Here is a 26,000-nt window from a genome sequence, read left to right on the forward strand (position 1 = left end):
ATTATACGGAGTTTGAGATATAAAACAAGGGGGAATACTAAATAACCTTAATCTATTTATTGAAGGTAGCAACAAACTCATAAAAAAAGAGCCTACCTAACGGTAAGCCCTTTGATATACGATAATTTGATATACGACAATATACGATTTTTCAATATAGGTGTTATAGAAAGCAGTATTAGCCTTTTACTTTCGTTTTAACCGTCGTTACGATTCCTGACAAGGCGTAGATAATACCAATGGCTAGTATACCGACAGGAATATCATATAACACGATACTCATGATCAGCACACCAATGATCAGCACTACGAAAGGTACTTTCTTTTTGTCAAACTCTTTAAAGCTATAATATTTGACGTTACTCACCATTAGTAAACCACAAATCACTACCCAGCTCGCGAATAATAGCATGACCGCTGTATCGTACTGACCAATCCATTCATTATGATCGACAGCAACCATGACAGCAGAAGTAACTAAGATAGCAGCAAGTGGACTGGCCAAACCAACAAAGTACTTTTTATCAACTTCGCCAATCTGTACATTAAACCGTGCAAGACGAAAAGCACCGCAAGCCGTGAATACAAAAGCACAGCCGATACCGATACGCCCTAATGGCTCTAAAGCAAAGCTATAAATCAAAATGGCTGGTGCCACGCCGAACGCTAACATATCTGCTAAAGAATCATACTGCTCACCAAAAGGGCTTTGGGCGTTAAGCATACGCGCGACACGACCATCAGCACCGTCCAGAATAGCAGATAAGAAGATAGCTAAAGATGCTTTATAAAACTCACCTTGGGTACTGGCCAAAATTGAATAAAATCCTGACAGTAGTGATAAGGTTGTAATCAAATTAGGTGCTAAATAGACACCACGACTCACTATACGCTGACCTTCAGCAACTTCTGCCTCAATCACCTCAAACGTCAAACCATCATAACTGTCATTATTCGCTAGGCGGATATTGAGATCTTGTTCATCAATAAAAGGCGGCTGAGCTGCTGCACGATCTTGTGATACCTCTTCATTTGGCGTCGAGTTATTTGATTGTTCTTTGGGTGATTGCAGGTTAGTCATTTGAATATCCTTATTCGCCTACTAACCAGCGCACATTGGTCGCACTATCAGGTGTTAATTCTGGCGCATCCGCTACTTTGAGTGCAGGTTGTAAGAAACGCTGTATCTCACGTGCATGGTTATCAAACTGCCAAGGCGGGTTGATTACCAATAGACCCGTACCGTTGAGACCAACGGCAACGTCATTCGGATAAACATTCAATTCGCAAACCAACTGACGGCGCATCTCAGTACGTTTCAGCTTTTTGTAAAACAACTCAACGGCTTCAATGTTTTTGATAGGGAACCAAAGCGCATAAGTGCCTTGTGGCCATTTATTATAAGCAGCAACCAACAAGTCAATGAGGCGGGTAAAGTCTTTATGCTCTTGCTCATACGGTGGATCCAGAAAAATCAGACCGCGTTTTTCTTTTGGTGGAATAACTGCAGTAATACCTTCAAAGGCGTCACGATGATGAATACCAATTGGCAGTTTATACAGCTGATAATTCAGCGCATCATATTCGCTAGCTTTGGCCTCAAAGGCTTCGCCACGAACGCCTGCATCTGGATTTTGTTCAACATGATGAGCAATCCACCAAGGAGATCCCGGATAAACTTTATTGTCATAAGTAAATCGAGCTTGCTTGATACCTTCCATATACTGCTTGACGGCAGCAGGCGCTTTTTCGGTATCCGCATTTAGTAAAGCTTGAATACCACCTTTGGCTTCACCTGTCTTACGCGACTCCTCACTGCTTAGTGAATACAGTCCACGACCGCCATAAGCGTCAAGCACATAAAAAGGTTTGTTTTTTTGCCCTAATTGATTAAGTAATTGCACCAATAAAATGTGTTTGACCACATCAGCAAAGTTACCAGCGTGGTAGGCGTGTTTATAGTTCATAATCTCAAAAGTTTAAATAAGAAAAATTGCATCTATGGTAGCATAGGCAGAATAAAATATAATGTGGTTTTGGTAAGTACTTTCAATAAAAAGTATTGATTGCTGGTTGATTAATCGCTAATCGACAATAATGAGACGACATGACTAAAATTATTAGTAACCTTAATGTGACAGGGTTGATGGTCAAGCATCCAATAGGTGCTGACAATCCACCTTTGCTTGCGCCCTGTGTTCATGAGACAAAAGATAAATCATCCACTCAGCACACCTTGCAAATATCTGACTTTGCTGTTCGTTGGGAGGATAAACTGACGGATGAACAGCTCGATAAGTTTGTTAATGATGGTTGGCTCATCATTGATGATGTGTTTAGTCGTACTGCGTTATTAGCCTTGCAAGCAGAAAGTGGGTTTATTGAGTATCGTGATGCTGAGCTGACCGCGGGTGTGCGTCTCAGCGATATTCGCGGTGATAGAATCCGCTGGATTACCGAAAACTTCTTTGCAGGCTATTACTATCTACAAAGCATCAACGCTTTGGCCTCGCTATTCAATCGTAGCTTGTTCGCTGGTATTCGTCATAGTGAAGCGCATTATGCCTGCTATCCGGCAGGATTTGGCTATCAATGGCACAGTGACAACCCTACTGGACGTGACGAGCGCGTTATTTCAGCCGTGTTTTATCTCAACGATCAATGGTCATCTGATAATGGTGGCGCATTAGAAGTCGTCGACAAACATGGCGTTCATCACAATGTTTTGCCAGTTGCTAACCGACTGGTAATATTTGATAGCGACTTGCAGCATCAAGTACAAATCGCCCATAGGCAACGCTATTCTATTGCAACTTGGATGCGCCGCGATAGCTTAGTGCCCTTTGTTGAAGAACATCCGTAGATTATTATCTAGCTTGTGTATAAGCAATATATTCTAGGATTTGTTGAACTTTCAAATGTGGTGGTGCTATTTTAGCGACCAGCAGTCCTAATATTTGAATATTTAACAGACCCTACTCGTCTATCGAATTGTCTATCGAAAAAAGTATTAAAAATTAACTTGATAACCAAAAGGTTCGTTTATGTCTGACATTAATCACCAAACATCTCCTTCTCAACAAACAACGCATCAACAAGAAACATTAGATTTGAGCATCGAACTGCTTGAACGTCCTTCAGTGACGCCAGATGATGATGGTTGCCAAGATATCTTGTCAGAAAGATTAAAACAAGCAGGTTTTGACTGTGAGTTTATGTACTATGGCGATAGACAAGCAAAAGGTGAGCACGCTGAAGTCAAGAACTTGTGGGCACGCCGTGGCAGCACCGATCCTGTCATTTGTTTTGCGGGTCATACTGATGTCGTGCCAACTGGCGATGAAAGTAATTGGACATATCCGCCATTTACACCAACCATCGCTGACGGCTACTTATGGGCGCGCGGTGCCGCTGATATGAAAACAGGTATTGCCGCTTTTACTATCGCATCTGAACGTTTTGTGGCCAATCACCCTGAGCACAAAGGATCAATCGCCTTTTTAATCACTTCTGATGAAGAAGGTCCTTCTATCAATGGTACGGTCAAAGTAATCGAAACCTTAGAAGCGCGCCAAGAAAAAATCACCTATTGCTTGGTTGGTGAACCATCGAGTACCGATACGCTGGGCGATATTATCAAAAACGGTCGCCGTGGCTCATTGGGTGCTGAGCTTACCGTTACGGGTAAACAAGGTCATGTGGCCTACCCGCATCTGGCTTGCAATCCAATTCATGCAGCGATGTCAGCACTGGCTGAACTGACCTCTACTGCATGGGACAGTGGTAACGATTACTTCCCTGCGACGTCGCTGCAAATCTCTAATATCAATGGCGGCACTGGCGCAACCAACGTGATTCCTGAAGCCTTAAACGTTGTCTTTAATTTTCGTTTTTCGACAGAAACCACTGAAGATGAGCTAAAGGCAAAAACGCATGCTATTTTTGATAAGCACTTTGCCAATAGCAAAGCGAGCTACGATATTCATTGGAAATTATCTGGTCAGCCATTTTTGACTCCTGAAGGTAAGCTGGTTTCTGCCTGTCAAAAGGCGATTAAACAAGTAACCGATACTGATACGACGCTATCAACTTCTGGTGGCACATCAGATGGCCGCTTTATCGCACCAACAGGTGCACAAGTCGTTGAACTGGGTGTGCGTAATGCGACGATTCATCAGGTCGATGAAAAAATAGAAGTGGATGATTTGGGCAAACTGGCGCAGATTTATGAAGGTATTTTAGAAAATTTATTGCTAGATTAACAGCTCCTTATTATCATTGAAAAAGCGCCAAATCTGAATTAGATTTGGCGCTTTTTTATTACTTTAACCAACTCAATAAATACCAGATTTACTCAATACCAATATAGACATCGACTTGACCGTATTCTAGATTACCATCGATATAATGTTCAAAATCCACCTTAAAAGTGCGGGTATGCTCACAATCTGGTGCATTGAAATACTCCCAAGCACTTTCCCATGCATTCATCACAGTATTTGGCATGTGCCCTTCTTGAGAAAATACCAAGTACTTGCCTGCAGGAATCTCAACTGTTACTAGCTTACTAGCATTGGCCACACTGTCGCTGCCTGACTGAGCGTCTTGCTCGCTAGCGGTTTTCCAACTGGCCACAACGTCAAACGCTCCTGCTAGATCATCGCTTTCGTAGTTGTGATAGACACCATAAATATCTTCACCTTCAGGGAGCTGACCGACATGGTTTTGATAAAACTTTTGCCATAACCGACCTAACTTAGCCGTTTCATGGCTTATTTCAGCATTATTAGTGGTACGAACGCTGATACCGCTACAAGCTATTGCTTCTGGTAGCTCTTTAATTTGTGATGTCATGATGCGGCCTTTTCTATCTGTTTATTTAGTCTTCTATTTCTATTAATGCTAATACTGGTACTGAAAAGCCTAACGATCAATCTGCTTCATCAATCCAGTTCATTTGAATGGCTTCTAGGATGCCTTCATTTGATTTTTGCGGATCATCATCGAAGCCTTCTAGTTCAGTAACCCAGCGATGCAAGTCCGTAAAACGAATGTATTGCGGATCTGTTTCTGGGAATTTTTCATAAAGCTCAATAGCGATATCTAAGCTATCTGTCCATTTTAATTTTTGCGGGATCATAGTGGCTCCTCATTTTTAACCATTTTAATAAGATAGTCTTGATAAGATAGTTTTAACAATTTGATGGATACTATTTTATCAAAATTCAGCAAATGATTATAGCCAAGTTATTTATATGTCAGCTTATGATATCTACACTGGTTTGGCAGACTTTAAAGCAGATTGGTGTGTGTTCCATGTGGTAATCGTATCAGTCATATGCTCCCCTACCATATCCAATATTTCTGGCGTACATTTGCCTTTTTTGTCTGCAAAAATAAACTTGGTCATACCAATACTCATCAGCTGGTTTTTTACAAAGAAACGATGCTCAAAATATACGTACTTCTGATCCCATCCTGCGACTGTACTACTAAGTGTCACTTTATCCAAAAACTTGATTGGTTTTAGATAGACCATCTCCTGCATAGACATGATCCAATTCAATTTTTTAATGCCTTTTTGGTGACAGCGCGCCATGACCCAGCGTGTGATGTTTAGCTCAATGAATGATAAATAACGATAATTAGGCAGGTGATCACGAAACCCCATATCATGCGGTAATACTCGATAGTGACGGACAGTCGGTTCGATCAAGGTTTCTATACTAATGCCCTCACCCGTTGACTGCTGCTTGAGTTGTTGCTTTAGTAAACTGACCATAATAAAAAAACGTATTAACATATTCATAAGCAGCTCTCTTACCTTTTATTTTTTATACATAATGATAAAATATGAATGCTTCATACTTTAACGCAAAAAAGCCACCTGAGTGACTTTCTTTATTTAAAAACTTATCTGTAAATAATAATAGCTAAAAACATAGCTTAGAGATTAATGACCGCCGCCATTGATAGTACGTACCATCTCTTCGACCATTTTCTTGGCATCACCAAATATCATCATGGTTTTGTCCATGTAGAACAAGCTGTTATCAAGACCTGCATAACCAGTACTCATTGAGCGCTTGATGACCATGACCGTCTGGGCTTTACTGACTTCTAGAATCGGCATACCAAAGATTGGTGAGGTAGGATCATCTTTCGCAGATGGATTCACAACATCATTTGCACCAATAACCAAGACCACGTCTGTACTCGCGAAATCTGAGTTAATCTCGTCCATTTCTAAAATATCATCGTAAGGTACATCCGCTTCAGCCAACAGGACGTTCATGTGCCCTGGCATACGACCCGCAACTGGGTGAATGGCAAAACGAACATTAACACCTTCTTCTTTTAATAACTCATACAACTCTTTTACTGCATTCTGTGCGCGGCCTTGCGCCATTCCATAACCTGGTACGATAACCACGTTACTGGCATTAGACATGAGAAACCCTGCATCTTCTGCTGATCCTGCTTTGTAGTTCTTTGGCGCACCATCATCTCCGCCTGCAGCCACGGCTGACGTACCCATACCACCAAACAAGACATTGAGTAGCGAGCGGTTCATGGCTTTACACATGATATAAGACAAAATCGCACCTGATGAACCGACTAGCGAACCTGCGATAATCAGCATCGAGTTACCAAGGGTGAAACCAATACCTGCTGCTGCCCAACCTGAGAACGAGTTCAATAGTGATACCACTACTGGCATATCACCGCCACCGATTGGCGCAATCCACATCCAACCAAAGATAACCGCAATCACTGCCATCGCATAAAATGCTGGTAATGAATCAGTGACGAAATACACGCCGCCAAAACCAATCATCGCAATGAATAATAGCGCTTGGACAGGTTTTACCCAGCCGCCGACCAGTGTTTTCGCCCAGCTTTTTGCTGCCAATTTACCAAAGGCAAAGACTGAAGCTGAAAAAGTAATCGCACCGATGAAGCAACCAATAAATAGCTCAACACGGGCAACGGCACCATGCTGCTGCTCAGTGTGCAACACTGTCGCAAGTGCAATCGCAACCGCTGCCAAACCGACAAACGAATGCATCAAGGCAACCGTTTCTGGCATTTGAGTCATTGCGACTGTTTTCGCTTTCCACATGCCAACGACAGCACCCAAAATCATCGCTCCGATAATCAACCAAAGCACAGGGCCTTCTGCTAAAAAAAATGTGGTCACGACAGCAATCGCCATCGCTGCCATACCAAAACGATTACCACGGATAGCCGTCTTTGGACTAGATAAACCACGTAGAGTTAAAACAAAAAGGATAGCGCCGACCAGATAAAACCAATCCGCATTTGCCGCAATCATTGCTGAAAAATCATTCATGCGTCGCCTCCAGTTTCAGTCGTATTCGCTTCAAGAACGGGTGCTTTTTTTGGTTTCGGTTTAAACATGGCAAGCATACGCTCAGTCACGGCAAAACCACCGAAAATATTGATACTGGCAAGAAATACTGCAAAGGCACCCAGCAGACTGGTCGGTGTGAACATCGAGCCCTCAATCGTGACCGTTTGTAGCATCGCACCGACGATAACGATACTTGACAAAGCATTGGTTACTGCCATCAATGGCGTGTGCAATGCAGGCGTAACGCCCCAAACCACGTAGTATCCAACAAAAATAGCGAGCACAAATACAGTGAAAATCGCTACAAATGGTGTGCTACTCATGGCAGCACCAGCTGGCGCTGCCGCTAAAATAGTGGCAATCATTTAATCCTCCTAAAATTTATTCATATCTGGCAAATGTGTGGTGACAAAATGTATGGCAATAAGCTATAAAAACTTAGCTCGTCAAGCCTTAGCGTTTAGCGAGGCGTACTTGACTGTCATGTGTCACTGCCAGAGCTCCTTGAATCTCGTCTTCCATGTTTAGCGTAAGCGTCAATGCGCTTGCTGAATCACTACCGTTATCGTCTGTAGTGTCAGGTGTGATTAGCGTGGTGATAAAATTGACCAGGTTATTGGCATACAAATCTGAAGACTGTGCGGCGAGCATCGAGGGAATATTAGCCGCACCAACGATACGTACGCCGTTATCTGTAGTGATGGTTTCGTTGGGTACGCTGCCTTCGACGTTACCACCAGTACCAGCCGCCATATCGATCAGTACTGAACCGGCCTTCATTTTGGCAAGGGTTGCGCCGTGTACCAGGCGAGGGGCGTTACGACCAGGAATCTGCGCGGTGGTAATGACGATGTCAGCATTGCTGAGTGCTTTGTCTACGACAGCGGATTGTTCTTTGATGTATTGTTCAGATGGCGTCCACGCATAGCCACCGGTAGACTTGGCTGTCTCAGCCTCTTCTGCGCTCATCGGTACATCAAGCCATTTACCACCAAGTGACTCCACTTGTTCGCGTGCAGTCGGACGTAGATCACTGGCTTCTACCACTGCACCCAAACGCTTTGCCGTCGCAATCGCCTGCAAACCGGCAACACCAACGCCCAAGATAACGACCTTGGCTGGTTTGACTGTACCTGCTGAGGTCATAAACATCGGGAATGGACGTGAATACTCATTGGCGGCCAGCAACACGGCTTTATAACCAGCAAGGTTGGCCTGAGATGACAGTACATCCATATTCTGTGCGCGTGACAGAGTACGAGGCAATAATTCCATCGCAAATACAGTCGCGCCTTTGGCGGCATAAGTGTCAAGCTGAGTGTTGCGATATGGATCGAGCATGCCAATGACGATCTGACCAGACGACAAGCTTTGGGTGGCTTCAGCTGGTAAGTCATTGACGGTGGTAATAATCTTAGACTGGGTAATCACCTCGGTGCGACTACTGGCAATGTCGGCACCCGCAGCCTGATACAACGCATCAGCATAATATGCTGCCTGACCTGCACCTGACTGAATGACGACTTCAAATCCGAGTTTACGCAATTTTTTGACTGCGTCTGGGGTTATGGCTACACGTCTCTCGCTCGTGATATCTGCACTGATTACACCGATTTTCATACCGTCTCCTTACTTATGTCAAATGACTATATTTACGTCCCACAACTACCGTTGATATTAATACCCTCAGCACCTAAAACAGCACAGTGGACATAAACCTCTAGTCGTGATTAATCCATTAGAGCGACCAAAGAACTATCAATTTAATAAATGATATATAGTTTTTCATCATGCCTTTTTATTATAGAGATATCGTTCGTCAAGTTTCATCGTCTAATGATGACGCACAAGTAAAAGAAAAATTCAGTGATTTGTGTCATCTCTCAATCTTTATTGTTATATTGAGAATTTTTATTTTTCAGAAATACACAATATTTTGTACCATCTAGCCTATCGATATTCTTCGTAACCCTTTAAATTTATACATATTCTAAGCCTAATATAAAAAACCTAAAACAGTGATGAGTCAGTCAATTTCCTCCTCTAACTACCGTATAATAGAAACAATAAACATTTTGATACCTCCATTGTTAATTTGGATTATTGACTCACTATAATAAGGAGTAACCATGTACTTTGTACTTTCACCTGCCAAATCTTTGAACGAAACAGATGCCATACCAATCAATATGGGCAACTACTATAGTCAGCCTGAGCTGATTGAACACTCGCAAGCATTGATGAAAATACTAAAATCAAAAGAGCCAATTGATTTGCAAGAATTGATGGGAATCTCTGATGATTTAGCACAGCTCAATGCTGAGCGTAATCATCAGTGGAACTGGAGTAAGGATCAGCCATTCACCGTTGACGCAACTGCTAATGTAGCCAAACCTGCAGGTTACCTATTCGATGGTGACGTCTATACTGGACTCGATATGTATCACATGGACAAAGACACAGCTATCTATGTGAATGAACATTTGGGGATTTTGTCAGGGCTGTATGGTGTGATCAAACCGCTGGATCTGATTCAGCCGTATCGCCTAGAGATGGGTACCAAGCTAGCAAATGAGCGCGGTGCTAATTTATATGAGTTCTGGGGCGAGGAAGTGACTGGCGTTATCAATACACGAATGAATGATAACGATGATAAAGTACTGGTGAATCTGGCCTCAAACGAGTACTTTAAAGCGGTAAAGAAAAAAGCATTGGATGCTGAAATTATCACCCCACGATTTGAAGACAAAAAAAACGGCCAATATAAAGTGATTAGCTTTTATGCCAAAAAAGCACGTGGTCTAATGGTCAAGTATGCCGCTGATAATAAATTGACTCGTGCTGAGCAATTAAAGCAGTTTAATTTGTCGGGATATTATTATTGTGAAGACGCTTCTGATGACAAGACGTGGACGTTTAGACGAGATGCGGTGAATCAGTAGATTAGTATAAAACTTTTCAGACCTCCATGAAAAACCCCAGCGCGCTCATCTCACTAGGGTTTTTCTATATGGGTTCGAACTAGAGGTTTATTTATATAGATAATTTGGGCTTATGAAATAAGCTCTTTATTTAGCTATTTTTTTGAGCAAGTAAATATTACGCCCTCAGTATCATCTTTTAAGGTCATATTTGATTGTGACAAAGATATAATTGAGGAAGATGCACTTATATTTTTTGGGAACATATCAGTCATATTGAATAACTGATCCATGTATGGATGACTTATATTAGTCAACTTAATATCTTCTAATATTTCAACTAATTTTTTATTATCTATCTCCCACGTGCCTGTACCGAAATAATCGTATTCAAGCGTAATGTTTTCTTTAGGATAGTCGATAATCATCGTACCAAATGTATTACTTCGTTTATTAGTGAAATAAGAAGTACCTCCTTCCATAGTAACAGTTGCATCTTCAACTTCCATTTTGACAGAATCGCAATTCCAAGTACCTACTAACTTAGAGCTATACATCTGATCAATACTTGAAAGGTCGTTTACCTTATTACTTTTAGCCATACTGGAACTATATGGAACAAACAGGGTACTAAGTGAAACAAAAGCTGTGAATAATAATTTCTTCATTAGTTTTCCAAAAAATTGAATAAGAATACTACTTTATGTATAGTTTTTACTAATACTTTGTTTCTATATTATGACTGTTAATTTTAGGATTTTCAAACTAATAATAAACATTTATCTCTTAATCTTAACCCCCGATAAGCTAAGCCTATCGGGGGTTTGTTTTGCGATGCCCACTATAATATTGTATTAAACACAAAAAAGCCCTGCTATCTTTCGATAGCAGAGCTTTTGGTAGTTCAAACACTTCCAAAGAATATTTACAACTTTAGTTAAAAGCGTCTTATGGGTTGACTAAAGAAGTACGACTAGGCAACCAAGTGAAGACTGTACTAATAGTACATCGAGCGAGGTTAACAACGTCGTACAAATTTAGTCGAGGCATAAGTTACATCATGCCGCCCATTCCACCCATACCGCCCATTCCACCAGCAGCACCGCCGCCCATAGCAGCCATGCCATCATCACTTTGTGGCAGATCAGTGATCATCACTTCGGTGGTTAGCATTAGACCTGCAACAGATGCAGCGTTTTCTAGTGCTGAACGTGATACTTTAGCAGGATCTAGGATACCCATTTCGAGCATATCAGCGTACTCACCAGTAGCAGCATTATAACCATAGTTGCCGCTGCCGTTTTTCACTTCGTTGACTACCACTGACGCTTCTTCGCCTGAGTTAGTCACGATTTGACGTAATGGTGCTTCCATCGCGCGACGTAAAATGTTGATACCTGCGTTTTGGTCGTCGTTGTCGCCTATCAACTCAGACAAAGCAGTCATGGCACGAACCAGAGCAACACCGCCGCCAGGTACAACGCCTTCTTCTACCGCTGCACGAGTTGCATGTAGCGCATCATCAACACGGTCTTTCTTCTCTTTCATTTCAGTTTCAGTCGCTGCGCCAACTTTGATAACAGCAACGCCGCCAGCCAATTTAGCCATGCGCTCTTGAAGCTTTTCTTTGTCATAGTCAGACGTTGATTCTTCAACTTGACGTTTGATAGAGTCAACACGGTTCTCGATATCAGCAGTGTTACCAGCGCCATCAACGATTACGGTGTTTTCTTTACCGACTGTCACTTTCTTAGCCGTACCTAGCTGCTCTAAAGTAGCAGTCTCTAGGCTTAGACCAATCTCTTCAGAGATGACCGTACCGCCAGTCAATGTTGCGATGTCTTCTAGCATTGCTTTACGACGATCGCCGAAACCTGGTGCTTTAACAGCACAAGTTTTTAAGCCGCCACGCATGTTGTTGACCACTAGCGTCGCCAATGCTTCGTTTTCTACATCTTCAGCGATGATTAGCAATGGTTTGCTCTGCTGCATTACTTGCTCGAGTAATGGCACGATTTCGCGGATGTTGCTGATTTTTTTGTCAACCAATAAGATATATGGGTTTTCAAACTCAGCAGTTAAGCTGTCTTGCTTGTTAGCGAAGTATGGGCTGATGTAACCACGGTCAAACTGCATACCTTCTACAACTTCTAGGGTATCTTCAAAGCTTGAACCTTCTTCAACAGTGATCACGCCTTGCTTACCGACTTTTTCCATCGCTTGAGCAATAAGCTCACCGATTTTGGTGTCTGAGTTAGCAGAGATAGAACCTACTTGAGCGATCGCTTTTGAGTCATCCGCTGGTGTAGATAGGTTATGAATCTCTTGAACCGCTGCACGTACCGCTTTATCGATACCACGCTTTAGATCCATTGGGTTCATGCCAGCAGCAACTGACTTCATGCCTTCTTGTAGAATTGACTGAGCCAATACAGTCGCAGTCGTCGTACCATCACCAGCGACATCATTTGTGCGGCTAGCCACTTCACGAACCAACTGTGCGCCCATGTTTTCGAATTTGTTTTCAAGTTCGATTTCTTTGGCAACTGATACACCATCTTTTGTGATCGTTGGCGCACCGAATGACTTGTCGATAACCACGTTGCGACCTTTAGGGCCTAGCGTTACTTTTACTGCGTTTGCTAAAACGTTTACGCCGTCCATCATTTGTTTACGGGCATCAATGCCGAATTTTACGTCTTTTGCCATGTTAAATTACTCCACTATTATAAGTATGAGAATATGATTGATTTGATATTTGCTAATCAAAAGTAGTTATTAGAAACTGTTATCAAAATGTGCTGAGTATAAAATGATACTCAAAAGGACTAACCTTCTAGCACACCCAATACATCAGACTCTTTCATAATCAATAGTTCTTCACCATCAGCTTTTACCGTTTGACCAGCATATTGACCGAACAAAACTTTGTCGCCAGCTTTTACATCTAACGCACGAATTTCACCGTTGTCACGAACCTGACCGTTACCCACTGCTAGCACTTCACCTTGTGATGGTTTTTCTTGTGCAGAACCAGGAAGTAAGATACCACCAGCAGTTTTTGTCTCTTCTTCTATACGGCGGACGACAATACGGTCATGTAAAGGACGAATGTTCATCGATATGACTCCAAAAGTTGGTTATTAAAATTAAGGGTTTATTTGAATTAATGGTCTCAATACCGATATCTGTAACAAGTGCCGCTAAAAGCAGCGTATTACAGATAAGCGTTGAGCTTGTATCAAAAAATGGGGGCAAGATGTATTCGCTTCAAGTGTAAATCCTAAAAATTTATAAGTATTTTCTAAGACATTTGAGTATGGCGGCATGAACTCAACGCGTTTTGATAGCAACATTAGATACAAGAGCAACACACCACTGGCAGCAACTACTCTTGAAAACGTAACAAGGTATGACCATTATAGTGTTTATAAAAATCTTAATATGATAAATAGAAATTGATATATCAACGATACTTGATCTAATATTTGACCTAAGGAACCTTTATGCGTTTTTCACTAACGAATAAAAACTCACGAATAGACAAATCTGACAATTTCAAAAACAGTAAGTCTAAAAAAAACGGCAAGTCTAAACTGTTAGCAGCGTTAACCTCAGGTGCTAGTATTGCTGCTATTAGCGCTGCCAGCATGGCGGCTCCCACTATTGCTAGCGCAAAAACCATCCAGCCTTCAAGTGCCAATTATAGCTTTACCGTAGAAGACAAATACAAAGGTACGGCGACTCGTACGCTAAGCAAATCAGGCAGCACATGGAAATACAATGTCAGTGCTCGCGTCGCTGGTGTGGCAAGTGCCTCACAAAACAGTACCTTTACCATTAACGGTAACAACGTCAGTCCAAGCAAAGCCAGTACTACTTATAAGCTATTAGGCATTGGTCGCACGCATAAGCTAGACTTTAACTCGAGCACTAAAAAGGTTGTGAGTAACTATAAAGGCAAATCAACGACTTTGAACATGTCGCAACAAGCCTTTGATGACTTGAGCCTTGAAGTACAGATTCGCCAAGATTTATTGAACGGTAAATTCTCTGGTAATTACTACATGGCGAAAAAAGACAAAATAGAAAAGACCCCATTCAAAAAATCTGGCAGCAGCAAAATCACCGTACCCGCTGGTACTTTTGATACAGTTCGTGTCGACCGTGTCCACGATGACAATAGCCGCTCTACCAGCTTTTGGTTAGCACCAAGCTTAGACTACTTACCAGTAAAAGTAAGTCAGGTAAATGATGGCAAGAAAATGGATTTAGAATTAACCAAGCTTAACTAAGCTAGTTGTTACTAGTCCATTCGTGGAACCCAAAGAAAGATCATAAAAAAGCGGCGCTCCGATATAGAGCGCCGCTTTTTTAGCTTTATACGATGGGTACTGGTATTTTTACTTTATACTGACAACTAATAAACTACACTTGGTAAGCGTTACTTGTTGAGCACTACTTATTGAATATAGTCGACCCACTATAAAATAAATACAGCGATATGGGTTACATTTTGCGCTGCCTCTGTCTGCGTAGGCACAGCAAGCAAGAAAAATGTAACCCATATCGCGTAGTTGCACCTCTTTTATTTAGGATTGACAATATTAGGAAAACTGACTCACTGACGAGGTTTTTTGACCACATTGTTCATCGAAGGCAGTCGTTTAAGTAAAATAAACAGCCAAAAATTGATAGACAGCAATAGCACAAAATCAATGATATAGACGGCTATCTCTGCCCAGCTACTACCGTAAGCTCTAGCAAACAATACCACTCCACTCCCACCTAGATAGACAAGTATAAACATACTGCTAATTAATAACGCATAAGGTGAGCGTCCACGTAATATCGATGGCGTCAAAATGAGTGCAGGGACTAGCCACAGCGCTTGCCATGCGACACCACCCACGATATCAGGGCTACTCGGGTTGAATACATTAATAAGTATAGGCAGCCCCAGCAATCGATAGGCGAGCCAAATCAGCCACGTCACCATCAAGCGCTGACGGATAGGTGCAATCGGTTTTTTTACTTTGACAGGCTTAGCAGTTTTTTTTGCTGGAGCAGTCATATTTGTCTCACTGTCGGAGCGGTTTGTAGCCATTAGATATATGTTTTTCCTAATTAATAGCGTTATATAGTCAGTGCTCTATGTGCTGCCTGCTATAAAAATCGCCTAGCGACGCCAGTTAGCTTGAGCCAATGCTTTGGCACTCACTGCCAGACGATGGCCTTGAGCAATTGCCAGCTCACTCTCATCGGCAGATACAGGTTGATCGTGTGCCGCACCACTGACGTGACTGGCTCCATAAGGCGACCCACCACGATGGGTACGGTTTAGCGCTGGCTCTGCATAAGGCAAGCCAACGATAATCATGCCATGATGCATCAATGGCAACATCATCGTGAGCAATGTCGTTTCTTGACCGCCATGCATCGAACCGGTCGCCGTAAATACTGAAGCTGGCTTGTTTTGTAAATCTCCTGCTAGCCAAATGGTCACAGTGTTGTCCCAAAAGTATTTCATGGGTGCTGCCATATTACCAAAGTGCGTTGGGCTACCAAGCGCCAGACCGCTACAGTTTTTTAGGTCATCCATGGTGCAATAAAGGTCACCGTCATCAGGTATGGCAGGCTTGCTAGATGTCGTCTCGGGCGCGACAGTTGGCACAGTACGAATACGTGCCGTCATACCAGCATCCTCAATACCTTGGGCGATAGCATATGCCAATGTCTTAGTCGTACCGTAGCTAGAATAATAAAGTACCAACACGTAAGGGGCAGTCTGACTCATTAGCAACACTTCCTCAGAAAATCATTAACGTTATGATTGATAGTAATAGCGTTTTTTGTGGTAGAGCCATTTATAGAGAATCATTCATAGCAAACCACTCATCACAAAAGCATCCACATTAATGCCACTATCAATATAGGTGCACATTATGCCCGAGTCATTCACTCACATGCAAACAACCTCACATTACATTGTAGCGGGTAACACTCTATATCAGTGGTAACCATAAATCTTTGTTACACTATTGTCACTACAATACCTGTTAGACGATAAATATGGAAAACTTAACAAAAAAAATCCCGTTTTTACAACAACGGTGGTTTCAGTTTTTGCGTTTTTTATTTGGGCATTTCTTTGAGGATAACTGCCAACAAAAAGCCGCCTCTCTAACCTATACCACCATGCTATCAATAGTGCCGATGTTGACGGTACTGTTGATGATTTTGTCTTCTGTACCCGCACTTGCTTCCGTCAGAGCACAGATATATAACGTGATTTATAGCAACTTGCTACCACAATCTAGCATGCAGGTTAGCGAATACATCAACAATTTTGCTGAAAAATCCTCTAACTTAACGGTCATTGGTGCGATGGTGTTGTTTTTTACGACAATCATGACGTTGACGACTATTGAACGTGCTTTCAACCAGATTTGGCGAGTAGAAAACCGCTCTGGTGGTTTAAAAAGCATGCTGCGCTACTGGACGATGGTGACACTAGGGCCGTTAGTATTAGGTACCGCTTTTATTGCCTCAAGTGCGGTTCAGAGCATGAGTTTCTTGAATCAACAGGTTGCAGGCTACGGTATTGACTGGTCCATTTGGGTTCGAGGTGTCACCATCGGTATCACCGTTGCAGGGTTCATCGGTATGTACTGGTTCATTCCGAAAGCACGCGTACCAGCGAAAAGCGCGGCAATAGCAGGTGTATTGGTAGCCATCATTTTTGAATTGATGAAATACCTATTTGGTACTGTTATGGCAAACTTTACCAGTTATGAAGCCATTTACGGAGCGTTTGCGGCACTGCCGATATTCTTACTTTGGATTTATCTATCATGGAATTTGATTTTATTGGGTGTTGAAATTAGTTATACCCTGACTATTTTTGAGACCGAAGAAATTTGTCCACGCCACCCGTTGCTAAGCTTGCTAGACATGCTTAATCTAGTATACACCTACCATTTAAAAGGAGAAGCTGTCAGTGAACGGGCACTGCGCAGCATACTGGGACGCAAAGAGCTGCCCAAATGGTATACCTATATTAACTACTTACAGAGCAGCAATCTCATCATTATGACCGAAGATAACGACTATGTTCTCAAAAAAGACTTGAGTACCATGACGTTGTGGGATTTTTATCGCACGCTACCCTACCCCCTACCCATCAAAGATGAATTTGAAGGGATGAGTCTAGAAGATCAAACACCTTGGTTTAGCTTACTAATAGATCGTTTTGAGCATACAGAGGCTTATGCTAAACAGCAACTAGACTTGCCGTTGAGCCTTATTTTTGCAAATGCTGAACCACGCAAAAAAACCTCTGCCAATAAAGAAAACTTTAAAGGTCATGACCCCCATTTATTTAGAAAAACTACCGCTACTACAACAGATCAATGGGCAAAGGAGTATTCAGGTAAGGAAAAAACTCCACACTTTGAGCCTATGCCCTATGACAAAAACAGTGACATAACAGTCGATGACCATCACAATGAAACTCTCACTCCTCAAGATATAAATGATGATGTTGTAGTGGATAACCAACACTCTAATCATAAGAGAGATATCATTACTGAAGCTGACAACCCTGTGAGCTAAACAACGCTGCGGGCCAAACACAGTCAAACGCTTATCCATCCGCTATAGTCAAAGCACTATAAAATAGGACAGTCAAAGAGCTCTAAAATGGGTACAAAGCTGCCAACTGCAAATTATATAAGTAGTACATCTTAAGGATAGCCAACGCGATAGTGGTTTAATTGTTCGCTGACTATACATCGTCATCCTTGTGCGGGGTACTACTTGTCCTGTTTATACTTTGACTATATTAGTGTGCTTGATAGATATGTCCATCAATCCCTGTCATCACCATTAAAAAACCTTGTCCCCACCCATAAATTTGATACCCATTACTGGTATTAAAGCGATAAAATAGTAATAAAATAATCAATCCGTCTTAATGCTCATAAGCATCAAGCGTAAGCCTTTTAATCCTCACTTGAGACCCTTTTCATGACTTCTACAAGCAACCTCACCGTACTGGAAATCAGTGCAATATTTTTGTCTATCACGGCTTTACTCACTTATATCAATCATCGTTTTATCGGTCTACCGACCACGATTGGCGTGATGGTTATCTCTATTGTTTTATCTATCGGTGCGATATTTTTGGGATTTTTAGGATTTGATCAGCTTATTGATTATGAAGTGAGCTTGTTAGAGCAGCTCGATTTTACCGAGGTATTATTAGATGGCATGCTTTCTATGCTGCTATTCGCAGGTGCGCTTCATGTCAATATTGGTGATTTGAAACGCTATAAACTACCGATTGGTATTCTTGCCTGTGTGGGTACTATTGTCTCGGCGATGCTTATTGCCTCTGCACTATACTTTATGTTGCCGCTACTTGGTTTCGGCTTACCGTTTCTTTGGTGCTTATTGTTTGGTGCACTCATATCACCGACTGACCCTATTGCTGTAATGGGTATTCTGTCGTCAGCAGGTGCGCCAAAAAGTATAGAAACGGTCATCGCTGGTGAGTCATTATTTAATGATGGTATCGGTGTGGTTATCTTTGTGCTATTACTTGGTATTTTATCTAGTGGTGACATCCCAACGGCCGACTACGTGGCACATACCTTAGCTGTGGAAGCAGGTGGCGGTATTGTCTTTGGCTTAGTACTTGGGGCGATTTTGTATTATATGCTCAAGAGTATCGACAGCTATCAAGAAGAAGTATTATTAACACTTGCAGGCGTGATAGGTGGTTATGCATTGGCCAGTCATTGGCATCTATCAGGACCACTCGCGATGGTGATGATGGGGTTAATGGTTGGTAATCGCGGGCGTGCCTTCGCTATGAGCGATAAGACCCGTCATTATATTGATTTGTTTTGGGAATTGATTGATGAGATTTTGAACGCTATTTTATTCGTACTGATCGGTCTAGAAGTGGTAATGATTGCCTATTCTGGTAATTTATTTATTGCAGCTGGTTTAACGATTGTCATTGCCTTGCTTGCTCGGTTTATCGTCGTGGGTATGACCACGAAAACCTTCCATCGTCAGCTTGATTTGCCGACGGGTGCATGGAAAGTACTGACATGGGGCGGATTACGTGGTGGTATCTCCGTTGCTTTAGTCTTGCAACTCCCCATTGGCAACGAGCGTGACATCTTATTGGCGCTCACTTATGCGGTGGTGATTTTCTCTATTTTGGTACAGGGTCTGAGCGTTGGCAAAGTCGCTAAGAGCATTCGTACTGACAAAAAGATTTTAGATGCATAGACAGTAAATACGCTTTATAAAAAATCCAGCATAAGAAATCTATCTTATGCTGGATTTTTTATAAATATTTTAAGACTTTATATCAAGCCTTTTCGTTTCATATTACGATAAACCACGATAACAATCAAAATATTAGATACCAATATGATTAGTTTAAACCAATCAAATGGTCGGACTATTAGATAGTACAGCTCAATCGGAATAAATATCCCATAACCCAATACACCAAACCAATATGCCCAAGTTTTATCTTGCCATAAACCATAAGCCTCAAGAAATCGTAAGCTGGCATAAGCAAAAATTATTAATAAAAATAATGACCAATTTTTACTTGCCTGCTGAGTAATGCGGACTGCGCTATCAATTTGCGGTGCAAATAGATGACCAAAGCTGTGCTGCCACGAGACTGCTAGCGTCTTAAACCAATGCACTATATCCCTATGCCATAACCACAACGCAACAGCACCCAACAAAGCACCCGCACCTTTGACTATCTCATAAATTGCTACCGCTCGGATAGACTCACTAGAAGTACTGTGTCGTTTGTCTGGTTGGTCAACTAAGTCGGTAACGCAATCCTTCGAGGATGGCGGCCGACTGTCATCCTGTTGCGGTAAATTAACCAAAGAAAGTCTCCACAACGCGTCCTTGCAGTTGCTGATTAAAAAACGGCGTGTTTTTACCATTCGATAACATCGATTGTGCAGTCACCTGCCATGTTAGATTTGGGTCAACCAATACTGCACCGCCAATGCTTTCATACTGCTCGCTAATACCTGCTATTTTTGCCGGATTGAGACAGATTTTATCTACCAATTGCTCTAACGTCAGCACCTCATCATGTACCAACTGACAGGCTAACGCCATGAATGTATCAAAATTTGAGATGCCTGGTGTGCTCTCAGCAAATGGTGCTTTTTTCGCTGTACTGTTCAGTGGCTCATGATGACTACAAATCGCATCAATCGTGCCATCTTTTAAGCCACGGCGGATGGCTTGTTGATCAGTATTACTACGCAGAGGTGGCAACACATATGCTTGAGCGTTGAAGCCTTCCAAATTATCATCGGTTAAATACAGTTGGTGCATCGCTACATCACAAGTCACTGGTAGCCCCTTGTCTTTCGCCCAGCGCATCAGCTCTATTGAAGACTTGCAAGACAGCTGACTGAAGTGAGCTGCTATCCCCGTTTCTTCAACCATCAATAACTGGGTAGACAAGGCAACTGTTTCCGCAATCCATGGAATACCTTGTAGTCCATGATATGAAGCGATATAACCTTCGTGCGCCACTCCATCTCCAGACAGGCTTGCCTCATCAGGATAAAAGAACACTTTCATGCCAAAAGTTGCAGCATACTCTAATGTACGTAATAGCACTAAGTCATTACGAAAAGGTCTGCGTGCGTTAGAGACTGCTATACAGCCACCTTTCTTTAATCCTGCAATATTAGATGGACGCTCACCCTCTAGCCCCGCAGTCAACGCACCTAATACATGCAAATGAATGCCACCATCTTCAAGCGCACGCTCACGCAACCCTTTGAGTAGCGAGCCATTTTCTAAAATAGGGTTTGTATCAGGTGGAACCACCACATGCAAAAAACCATTACCACGAGCAGCACTACCTTCTGATTTAAGCGTGCCGTGCTGCTGTTGCCCTGGCTCACGTAAGCGTGCGCATAGATCAACCAACGGTGGCAGCAACCACATCTCACGTTCAGCCTCAAGAGAGGCTAGCTTATCAGTCACTGCACTTGGTAATGCATTTTTAATGGTGTTAGGAAGGTGGTCAAGTACCGGTGCATCAGTGTTTATCATATTGGACATGAGCGTTATTACCGTATCAATAAAATGAAATAATGAAGAATAAAATAGCGTGAGAGAATATTATTTGCTAGCAGCTTGATGAGCACGTTGACCTGCCATCGCAAGTGACAATACCGCCATACGAATAGCAATGCCATTATTTACCTGCTTTAAAATCACAGACTGTGCGCCATCAGCCACGCTTGAAGCGATCTCAACACCGCGGTTCATTGGTCCTGGGTGCATAACCAATGCATCAGGTTTAGCAAGTGCCACGCGCTCTGGTGTAATACCATAATGCTTATAATATTCACTTGACGATGCTAGCAATGGTGAGCCAATACGCTCATTTTGAATCCTCAGTCCCATAATGACATCACAGTCAGTCACACACTCATTCATATCTTCATAAACCTTCACACCAAAACGTTCAATACCTTTAGGCAATAAAGTGCGCGGCGCACAGACACGAATGTCTTTAACCCCCAAAGTCTGTAGCGCACTGATATCAGAGCGTGCGACCCGAGAATGCTTTATATCACCGACGATAGCCACTGATAGCTCTTCAAAGGGGCGCGGTGCTTCACGGTGAATCGTCAGCATATCAAGCATGCCTTGCGTTGGATGGGCATGCCAGCCATCACCGCCATTAATAATGGCAATATTAGGAGTCACTTCAGTCGCCATAAAATGAGCAGCGCCTGATGCTGAATGCCGTACCACAAAAATATCCGCAGTCATGGCTTGCAAGTTCCACAAAGTATCACGTAGGCTCTCGCCTTTTTTGGTGCTAGAGCGTTCGATGTCGATATTCAGCACGTTGGCACCCAGACGTTTTTCCGCCACTTCAAAAGTCGTGCGTGTACGTGTTGACGGCTCAAAAAATAAATTCATCACCGTACAGCCTTCTAACTCAGGACGGTTGATCAGTTGCCCATTATCATCAAAAAACGTCTCTGCTTTTGCAATAATTGCTTGTAACTGTTCTTTATTAAGACCTTCCACACCCAAAAAATGACGGATACTACCATCAGTATTGAGCTGAGGACGACTCAGTGAGGTATTGAGCTTTTGGTGAATGGTATTGGGATCGAATTTTGCGTAGTCAGTTGGTGAGATCGTATGTATTGCGCTGCTATCGATAGAATTTGACATAAGGGCGAGTCTTTATTATGAGTTTATGTGAGTCTATATTAATCATTTATTCATTTTTGTTCGAGCATTTATCGTGGATATACATAGATACAAGGACATTCTGATGCTTATTTGCTACAATTTACCCCAATAGCACAAGTCCTATAAAACAAAATTATCAGCCTGCTAGACAATATTAATCGCGTTGTAGTGACTACTGCTGCAAACAAGCTTAGCAAAAACATCAATGAATAATACATATAGTGTAGCTGATTTTATGGTCAGGACAAAGACACGGTATCGCTATTTAAAATTTTATCAATTTAAAATACGCTGCACACTCTCTGCTCTTTTATGCTCAATACTCTTTATCAAACTCGTTTATTAGGAAGCTTTATGACGACCTTAGCAAATTATCTAGACAATCATGCCACCACGCCCGCACTCAATGATGTCATTACGACTGTTACTAATGTCGGTAAGACCATTTCACAACTGCTTAGAAAAGGAGCCTTAGCAGATATCTTAGGCGAAGCTGGTAATCAAAACATCCAAGGTGAAGATCAAAAAAAACTAGACGTACTGGCCAATGATTTATTATTAGATGCCCTAGCAAAAAACACACATTGTGCGGGTGTTGCATCAGAAGAGCTAGACAATGCCACCCCTGCCAATGCAGACGGTAGTTTATTAGTATTGTTTGATCCACTTGATGGTTCGTCAAATATTGACATCAATATGGCTGTTGGTACTATCTTTTCTGTCTTACCTTATCAGCGCCAAGGTCAAACTAGCGAAAACAGTGATTTCTTGCAAGCAGGCAATCAACAACTGGCCGCAGGTTATTTACTATATAGCACCTCTACCGTACTTGCGCTAACGATAACTGACCACGTCGTGATGTTTAGTTTGGATCCTGATACAGGGGATTATGTGCTCATAGAAGACAATGTGCAAATTGATGCCGATACCAGTGAATATGCTATCAATGCCTCAAACTACCGTTATTGGCGCGCACCGATGCAACAGTATATCGATGAGCTGATCGCTGGTGAAGCGGGCGTACGTGGTCGCGATTTCAATACGCGCTGGGTCGCTGCTATGGTAGGTGATGTACATCGCATCTTATGCCGCGGCGGTCTATTTACTTATCCATTTGATACCAAATACGCTCACAAAGCAGGAAAGTTACGGTTGATGTATGAAGCCAATCCAATGAGTCTATTGATTGAACGTGCTGGCGGCGGTGCTACCGATGCCGTTAATCGTATTTTAGATATTGATCCGACTGATATTCATCAACGTGTTCCTGTGGTGCTCGGTAGCAAAAACGAAGTCGATTACGTTAAAGATTTACATGTAAATTATACTGACAAATAAGTCAGCCTAACCAATCTAAAAACAATCAGTATAAAACTTACTATCGATGTCGTTATATACTGATTGTTTACACTCTCTATATTTTTTTCTAAGTGAACTACTATGGTAGCAAACCCCACCGAGCTGATTACCTCAGATAAAAATACAACGGTCAAGCTGGTTAAGGCGTTATTGACACAAGCACGCCAGCGTAAAAAAAACGGCCAGACAGTCATCGAAGGTGTCCATCTCATCGATGCTGCGCTGCGTAGCGACTATCCATTCGCTCAAATACTACTGGCTGAATCAGCATATAATCATTCTGAAGTGCAGCAGGTATTGTCTCGCCTACCGACCTATACACCTATTTTGACGCTTTCAGATTCGCTCTATAGCAGTATTCGAAGCTTAGGTACCGGCATCGATATTATGGCAGTCATCAAGGTACCTGAGCCTAGCTTGACCATGATTAATGAGGACTGCTTAATCCTAAATGACGTGCAAGACAGCGGCAATGTTGGCACGCTACTACGTACAGCAGCAGCTGTTGGTATTCGAAACATCCTATGTACCAGTGCTACCGCTCAAGCTTGGTCACCTAAAACATTGCGAGCAGGTATGGGGGCACAGTTTGCACTAACTATTTATGAAGGCTTGAGTACTCAGGATATTCTAGATCAAGTACAAGTACCACTTTTGGCGACTAGCTCGCATACAGACACTTTAATTTATGATCATAATCTATCTGCACCTGTGGCTTGGATTATGGGTCATGAAGGTCAAGGCGTCTGCGATGAATTAATGCAGTGCGCCACACCCATTGCGCTGCCGCAGCCCAATGGGCAAGAAAGTCTAAACGTAGCCATTGCAGGCTCCTTATGTCTGTATGAGACCTTGCGTCAAAGAAACTACTCTTAGCATTCATGTGCAACTAACATTAAAGCCTTATCATCTATTAAGCAACAAAAAACCCACTATCAACTGATAGTGGGTTTCTTATTATTCACCTACTACTGATAATAGTCAAAGAAGTCTAAAACAGATACAAGGCAGCCGACTGCAGATTGTACAAATAGTACATCTAAGAAGGGTAAAGCCGTAGCGGTTTAGTAGTTCTTTGAATATACATTAAACCTTACTAGTAAGCTCAGGCAATGCATCAAACAAATCAGCTTCTAAAAAGTAATCTGCAACGCTAGCGATAGGTGCTTCTGGGTCATTATTGATAGCAACGATGACTTTAGAGTCTTTCATACCCGCTAAATGCTGAATAGCACCTGAAATACCTGCTGCGATATATAGATCTGGCGCAACGATTTTACCTGTTTGACCAACTTGCATATCGTTTGGTACGTAGCCTGCATCAACTGCAGCACGTGATGCACCAACAGCAGCACCAAGTTTGTCAGCCAATGGCTCGATGTATTTAGTGAAGTTCTCACCATTTGCTAACGCACGACCACCAGAAACCACAATACTGGCTGATGTCAATTCTGGACGATCAGACTTAGCCATTTCTTCATTTACAAAACTTGATTTACCAAGCTCTTTAACCGTATCAAGCGCCTCAACAGTCGCCGTACCACCTTCGCTTGCAACTGGATCAAAGGCTGTAGTACGTACAGTCAATACTACTTTATCTTCTGTAGTCTTAACCGTTGCTGTCGCATTACCTGCATAGATAGGACGCTCAAACGTTTGCGCATCTACCACACCTGAAACTTCAGACAACATGCTTACATCAAGTAAAGCTGCAACGCGTGGCATGAAGTTTTTGCCAGTAGTGGTCGCAGCCGCTATGATATGGCTATAATCGCCAGCGACATCAGCAACCAATAATGCGATATTACCCGCCAACTGATGCTCATAAGCAGCGTTGTCAGCCAATAGTACTTTAGTCACGCCTTCCGCTTTAGCCGCTTCATCAGCCGCTGCTTGTGCAGCATTACCGGCAACCAATACATGGATGTCATCGCCTATTTGCTTAGCAGCAGCGATGGTGTTCAAAGTTGCCTTTTTTAGACTGGCATTGTCATGTTCTGCATATACCAAAATTGCCATGGTTCTAATCCTTTTTTATTCGTATCGTCTATTCACGT

Annotated in this window: 25 protein-coding genes; 8 read left to right on the plus strand and 17 right to left on the minus strand. The window is 42.4% G+C overall.

The window, feature by feature from the left end; genetic code table 11:
* Window positions 1-178: 178 nt before the first annotated feature.
* A complete protein-coding gene (gene pssA / locus ACT3SX_RS00005) occupies window positions 179-1,081 on the minus strand; it encodes a CDP-diacylglycerol--serine O-phosphatidyltransferase (protein WP_225739041.1) in 903 nt (300 codons plus the stop codon).
* 10 nt (window positions 1,082-1,091) lie between these two features.
* On the minus strand, window positions 1,092-1,967 hold the full coding sequence (locus ACT3SX_RS00010) for a 23S rRNA (adenine(2030)-N(6))-methyltransferase RlmJ (protein ID WP_192517968.1): 876 nt from the start codon (window positions 1,965-1,967) through the stop codon (window positions 1,092-1,094).
* A 140-nt stretch (window positions 1,968-2,107) separates the two neighbouring features.
* On the opposite strand from ACT3SX_RS00010, the gene ACT3SX_RS00015 reads away from it, so the two are divergent.
* Window positions 2,108-2,863, plus strand: a complete 756-nt coding sequence (locus ACT3SX_RS00015) for a 2OG-Fe(II) oxygenase (protein WP_192517969.1) — start codon at window positions 2,108-2,110, stop codon at window positions 2,861-2,863.
* Window positions 2,864-3,044: 181 nt separating this feature from the next.
* Window positions 3,045-4,262: a succinyl-diaminopimelate desuccinylase gene (dapE, locus tag ACT3SX_RS00020; protein WP_192517970.1), complete on the plus strand. Its 1,218-nt coding sequence runs from the start codon at window positions 3,045-3,047 to the stop codon at window positions 4,260-4,262.
* 88 nt (window positions 4,263-4,350) lie between these two features.
* Here dapE and ACT3SX_RS00025 read toward each other — a convergent pair whose 3' ends face one another.
* From ACT3SX_RS00025 to ACT3SX_RS00050, 6 genes are all read right to left on the minus strand, one after another.
* Entirely contained in the window at window positions 4,351-4,854 is a 504-nt protein-coding gene (locus ACT3SX_RS00025) for a GyrI-like domain-containing protein (RefSeq protein ID WP_192517971.1), read from the minus strand.
* A gap of 76 nt (window positions 4,855-4,930) precedes the next feature.
* Window positions 4,931-5,140: a Fe-S cluster assembly protein IscX gene (gene iscX / locus ACT3SX_RS00030; protein WP_010196865.1), complete on the minus strand. Its 210-nt coding sequence runs from the start codon at window positions 5,138-5,140 to the stop codon at window positions 4,931-4,933.
* Between the two features lie 132 nt (window positions 5,141-5,272).
* Window positions 5,273-5,809, minus strand: coding sequence for an acyl-CoA thioesterase (locus ACT3SX_RS00035; RefSeq protein WP_192517972.1), 537 nt, complete (start codon window positions 5,807-5,809; stop codon window positions 5,273-5,275).
* A 144-nt stretch (window positions 5,810-5,953) separates the two neighbouring features.
* Complete coding sequence (locus ACT3SX_RS00040) at window positions 5,954-7,354, minus strand: NAD(P)(+) transhydrogenase (Re/Si-specific) subunit beta (RefSeq protein WP_413038413.1); 1,401 nt, start codon at window positions 7,352-7,354, stop codon at window positions 5,954-5,956.
* On the minus strand, window positions 7,351-7,698 hold the full coding sequence (locus ACT3SX_RS00045; protein ID WP_225739043.1) for a proton-translocating transhydrogenase family protein: 348 nt from the start codon (window positions 7,696-7,698) through the stop codon (window positions 7,351-7,353). Before ACT3SX_RS00045 ends, ACT3SX_RS00040 begins: the two co-directional genes overlap by 4 nt.
* Before the next feature lie 130 nt (window positions 7,699-7,828).
* A complete protein-coding gene (locus tag ACT3SX_RS00050; RefSeq protein ID WP_192517974.1) occupies window positions 7,829-8,995 on the minus strand; it encodes a Re/Si-specific NAD(P)(+) transhydrogenase subunit alpha in 1,167 nt (388 codons plus the stop codon).
* A 509-nt stretch (window positions 8,996-9,504) separates the two neighbouring features.
* Between ACT3SX_RS00050 and yaaA the strand changes: the two genes are divergently transcribed.
* A complete protein-coding gene (gene yaaA / locus ACT3SX_RS00055) occupies window positions 9,505-10,317 on the plus strand; it encodes a peroxide stress protein YaaA (RefSeq protein ID WP_192517975.1) in 813 nt (270 codons plus the stop codon).
* Between the two features lie 134 nt (window positions 10,318-10,451).
* Here yaaA and ACT3SX_RS00060 read toward each other — a convergent pair whose 3' ends face one another.
* The 3 genes from ACT3SX_RS00060 to ACT3SX_RS00070 all read right to left on the minus strand — a co-directional run bounded on the left by ACT3SX_RS00060 (window position 10,452) and on the right by ACT3SX_RS00070 (window position 13,415).
* Entirely contained in the window at window positions 10,452-10,964 is a 513-nt protein-coding gene (locus tag ACT3SX_RS00060; protein ID WP_192517976.1) for a hypothetical protein, read from the minus strand.
* 385 nt (window positions 10,965-11,349) lie between these two features.
* On the minus strand, window positions 11,350-13,005 hold the full coding sequence (groL, locus tag ACT3SX_RS00065; protein WP_192517977.1) for a chaperonin GroEL: 1,656 nt from the start codon (window positions 13,003-13,005) through the stop codon (window positions 11,350-11,352).
* A 119-nt stretch (window positions 13,006-13,124) separates the two neighbouring features.
* Complete coding sequence (locus ACT3SX_RS00070; protein ID WP_192517978.1) at window positions 13,125-13,415, minus strand: co-chaperone GroES; 291 nt, start codon at window positions 13,413-13,415, stop codon at window positions 13,125-13,127.
* 387 nt (window positions 13,416-13,802) lie between these two features.
* Here ACT3SX_RS00070 and ACT3SX_RS00075 point away from each other — a divergent pair, with 387 nt between their 5' ends.
* Window positions 13,803-14,591: a DUF3108 domain-containing protein gene (locus ACT3SX_RS00075; protein ID WP_192517979.1), complete on the plus strand. Its 789-nt coding sequence runs from the start codon at window positions 13,803-13,805 to the stop codon at window positions 14,589-14,591.
* 326 nt (window positions 14,592-14,917) lie between these two features.
* Here the strand turns inward: ACT3SX_RS00075 and ACT3SX_RS00080 are convergent, their stop codons facing one another.
* Together ACT3SX_RS00080 and wrbA are read right to left on the minus strand one after the other, a co-directional pair.
* Window positions 14,918-15,370 (minus strand): hypothetical protein, encoded by a 453-nt coding sequence (locus ACT3SX_RS00080; protein ID WP_413038414.1) that lies wholly within the window; start codon window positions 15,368-15,370, stop codon window positions 14,918-14,920.
* 105 nt (window positions 15,371-15,475) lie between these two features.
* The gene (wrbA, locus tag ACT3SX_RS00085) at window positions 15,476-16,093 is read right to left on the minus strand and encodes an NAD(P)H:quinone oxidoreductase (protein WP_192517981.1); all 618 of its coding nucleotides are present in this window, start codon (window positions 16,091-16,093) and stop codon (window positions 15,476-15,478) included.
* Between the two features lie 275 nt (window positions 16,094-16,368).
* On the opposite strand from wrbA, the gene ACT3SX_RS00090 reads away from it, so the two are divergent.
* Together ACT3SX_RS00090 and ACT3SX_RS00095 are read left to right on the plus strand one after the other, a co-directional pair.
* Entirely contained in the window at window positions 16,369-17,910 is a 1,542-nt protein-coding gene (locus ACT3SX_RS00090) for a YihY/virulence factor BrkB family protein (RefSeq protein ID WP_192517982.1), read from the plus strand.
* Between the two features lie 414 nt (window positions 17,911-18,324).
* A complete protein-coding gene (locus ACT3SX_RS00095; RefSeq protein ID WP_192517983.1) occupies window positions 18,325-19,599 on the plus strand; it encodes a cation:proton antiporter in 1,275 nt (424 codons plus the stop codon).
* Between the two features lie 77 nt (window positions 19,600-19,676).
* Here ACT3SX_RS00095 and ACT3SX_RS00100 read toward each other — a convergent pair whose 3' ends face one another.
* The 3 genes from ACT3SX_RS00100 to ACT3SX_RS00110 are packed head-to-tail and all read right to left on the minus strand — an operon-like array spanning window position 19,677 to window position 22,563.
* Complete coding sequence (locus ACT3SX_RS00100) at window positions 19,677-20,225, minus strand: DUF2127 domain-containing protein (RefSeq protein ID WP_225739042.1); 549 nt, start codon at window positions 20,223-20,225, stop codon at window positions 19,677-19,679.
* Window positions 20,218-21,429, minus strand: a complete 1,212-nt coding sequence (locus tag ACT3SX_RS00105) for a dihydroorotase (protein ID WP_192517985.1) — start codon at window positions 21,427-21,429, stop codon at window positions 20,218-20,220. The genes ACT3SX_RS00100 and ACT3SX_RS00105 overlap by 8 nt, the downstream gene beginning before the upstream one ends.
* A 60-nt stretch (window positions 21,430-21,489) precedes the next feature.
* Window positions 21,490-22,563 (minus strand): aspartate carbamoyltransferase catalytic subunit, encoded by a 1,074-nt coding sequence (locus ACT3SX_RS00110; protein ID WP_192517986.1) that lies wholly within the window; start codon window positions 22,561-22,563, stop codon window positions 21,490-21,492.
* A gap of 375 nt (window positions 22,564-22,938) precedes the next feature.
* On the opposite strand from ACT3SX_RS00110, the gene ACT3SX_RS00115 reads away from it, so the two are divergent.
* A complete protein-coding gene (locus tag ACT3SX_RS00115) occupies window positions 22,939-23,922 on the plus strand; it encodes a class 1 fructose-bisphosphatase (RefSeq protein WP_192517987.1) in 984 nt (327 codons plus the stop codon).
* Window positions 23,923-24,024: 102 nt separating this feature from the next.
* A complete protein-coding gene (locus tag ACT3SX_RS00120) occupies window positions 24,025-24,819 on the plus strand; it encodes a TrmH family RNA methyltransferase (RefSeq protein ID WP_192517988.1) in 795 nt (264 codons plus the stop codon).
* Between the two features lie 210 nt (window positions 24,820-25,029).
* Here the strand turns inward: ACT3SX_RS00120 and ACT3SX_RS00125 are convergent, their stop codons facing one another.
* Window positions 25,030-25,962 (minus strand): FAD-binding protein, encoded by a 933-nt coding sequence (locus ACT3SX_RS00125; protein WP_192517989.1) that lies wholly within the window; start codon window positions 25,960-25,962, stop codon window positions 25,030-25,032.
* Window positions 25,963-26,000: the final 38 nt, after the last annotated feature.

The sequence above is a fragment of the Psychrobacter sp. AOP31-B2-9 genome (assembly GCF_052378005.1).
GTDB lineage: Bacteria > Pseudomonadota > Gammaproteobacteria > Pseudomonadales > Moraxellaceae > Psychrobacter.

What these genes read in the sequence shown, in the direction of transcription:
- pssA (WP_225739041.1), bottom strand. Translation starts at nt 1,081, where the DNA reads ATGACTAACCTGCAATCACCCAAAGAACAATCAAATAACTCGACGCCA.
- ACT3SX_RS00010 (WP_192517968.1), bottom strand. Translation starts at nt 1,967, where the DNA reads ATGAACTATAAACACGCCTACCACGCTGGTAACTTTGCTGATGTGGTC.
- ACT3SX_RS00015 (WP_192517969.1), top strand. Translation starts at nt 2,108, where the DNA reads ATGACTAAAATTATTAGTAACCTTAATGTGACAGGGTTGATGGTCAAG.
- dapE (WP_192517970.1), top strand. Translation starts at nt 3,045, where the DNA reads ATGTCTGACATTAATCACCAAACATCTCCTTCTCAACAAACAACGCAT.
- ACT3SX_RS00025 (WP_192517971.1), bottom strand. Translation starts at nt 4,854, where the DNA reads ATGACATCACAAATTAAAGAGCTACCAGAAGCAATAGCTTGTAGCGGT.
- iscX (WP_010196865.1), bottom strand. Translation starts at nt 5,140, where the DNA reads ATGATCCCGCAAAAATTAAAATGGACAGATAGCTTAGATATCGCTATT.
- ACT3SX_RS00035 (WP_192517972.1), bottom strand. Translation starts at nt 5,809, where the DNA reads ATGAATATGTTAATACGTTTTTTTATTATGGTCAGTTTACTAAAGCAA.
- ACT3SX_RS00040 (WP_413038413.1), bottom strand. Translation starts at nt 7,354, where the DNA reads ATGAATGATTTTTCAGCAATGATTGCGGCAAATGCGGATTGGTTTTAT.
- ACT3SX_RS00045 (WP_225739043.1), bottom strand. Translation starts at nt 7,698, where the DNA reads ATGAGTAGCACACCATTTGTAGCGATTTTCACTGTATTTGTGCTCGCT.
- ACT3SX_RS00050 (WP_192517974.1), bottom strand. Translation starts at nt 8,995, where the DNA reads ATGAAAATCGGTGTAATCAGTGCAGATATCACGAGCGAGAGACGTGTA.
- yaaA (WP_192517975.1), top strand. Translation starts at nt 9,505, where the DNA reads ATGTACTTTGTACTTTCACCTGCCAAATCTTTGAACGAAACAGATGCC.
- ACT3SX_RS00060 (WP_192517976.1), bottom strand. Translation starts at nt 10,964, where the DNA reads ATGAAGAAATTATTATTCACAGCTTTTGTTTCACTTAGTACCCTGTTT.
- groL (WP_192517977.1), bottom strand. Translation starts at nt 13,005, where the DNA reads ATGGCAAAAGACGTAAAATTCGGCATTGATGCCCGTAAACAAATGATG.
- ACT3SX_RS00070 (WP_192517978.1), bottom strand. Translation starts at nt 13,415, where the DNA reads ATGAACATTCGTCCTTTACATGACCGTATTGTCGTCCGCCGTATAGAA.
- ACT3SX_RS00075 (WP_192517979.1), top strand. Translation starts at nt 13,803, where the DNA reads ATGCGTTTTTCACTAACGAATAAAAACTCACGAATAGACAAATCTGAC.
- ACT3SX_RS00080 (WP_413038414.1), bottom strand. Translation starts at nt 15,370, where the DNA reads ATGACTGCTCCAGCAAAAAAAACTGCTAAGCCTGTCAAAGTAAAAAAA.
- wrbA (WP_192517981.1), bottom strand. Translation starts at nt 16,093, where the DNA reads ATGAGTCAGACTGCCCCTTACGTGTTGGTACTTTATTATTCTAGCTAC.
- ACT3SX_RS00090 (WP_192517982.1), top strand. Translation starts at nt 16,369, where the DNA reads ATGGAAAACTTAACAAAAAAAATCCCGTTTTTACAACAACGGTGGTTT.
- ACT3SX_RS00095 (WP_192517983.1), top strand. Translation starts at nt 18,325, where the DNA reads ATGACTTCTACAAGCAACCTCACCGTACTGGAAATCAGTGCAATATTT.
- ACT3SX_RS00105 (WP_192517985.1), bottom strand. Translation starts at nt 21,429, where the DNA reads ATGTCCAATATGATAAACACTGATGCACCGGTACTTGACCACCTTCCT.
- ACT3SX_RS00110 (WP_192517986.1), bottom strand. Translation starts at nt 22,563, where the DNA reads ATGTCAAATTCTATCGATAGCAGCGCAATACATACGATCTCACCAACT.
- ACT3SX_RS00115 (WP_192517987.1), top strand. Translation starts at nt 22,939, where the DNA reads ATGACGACCTTAGCAAATTATCTAGACAATCATGCCACCACGCCCGCA.
- ACT3SX_RS00120 (WP_192517988.1), top strand. Translation starts at nt 24,025, where the DNA reads ATGGTAGCAAACCCCACCGAGCTGATTACCTCAGATAAAAATACAACG.
- ACT3SX_RS00125 (WP_192517989.1), bottom strand. Translation starts at nt 25,962, where the DNA reads ATGGCAATTTTGGTATATGCAGAACATGACAATGCCAGTCTAAAAAAG.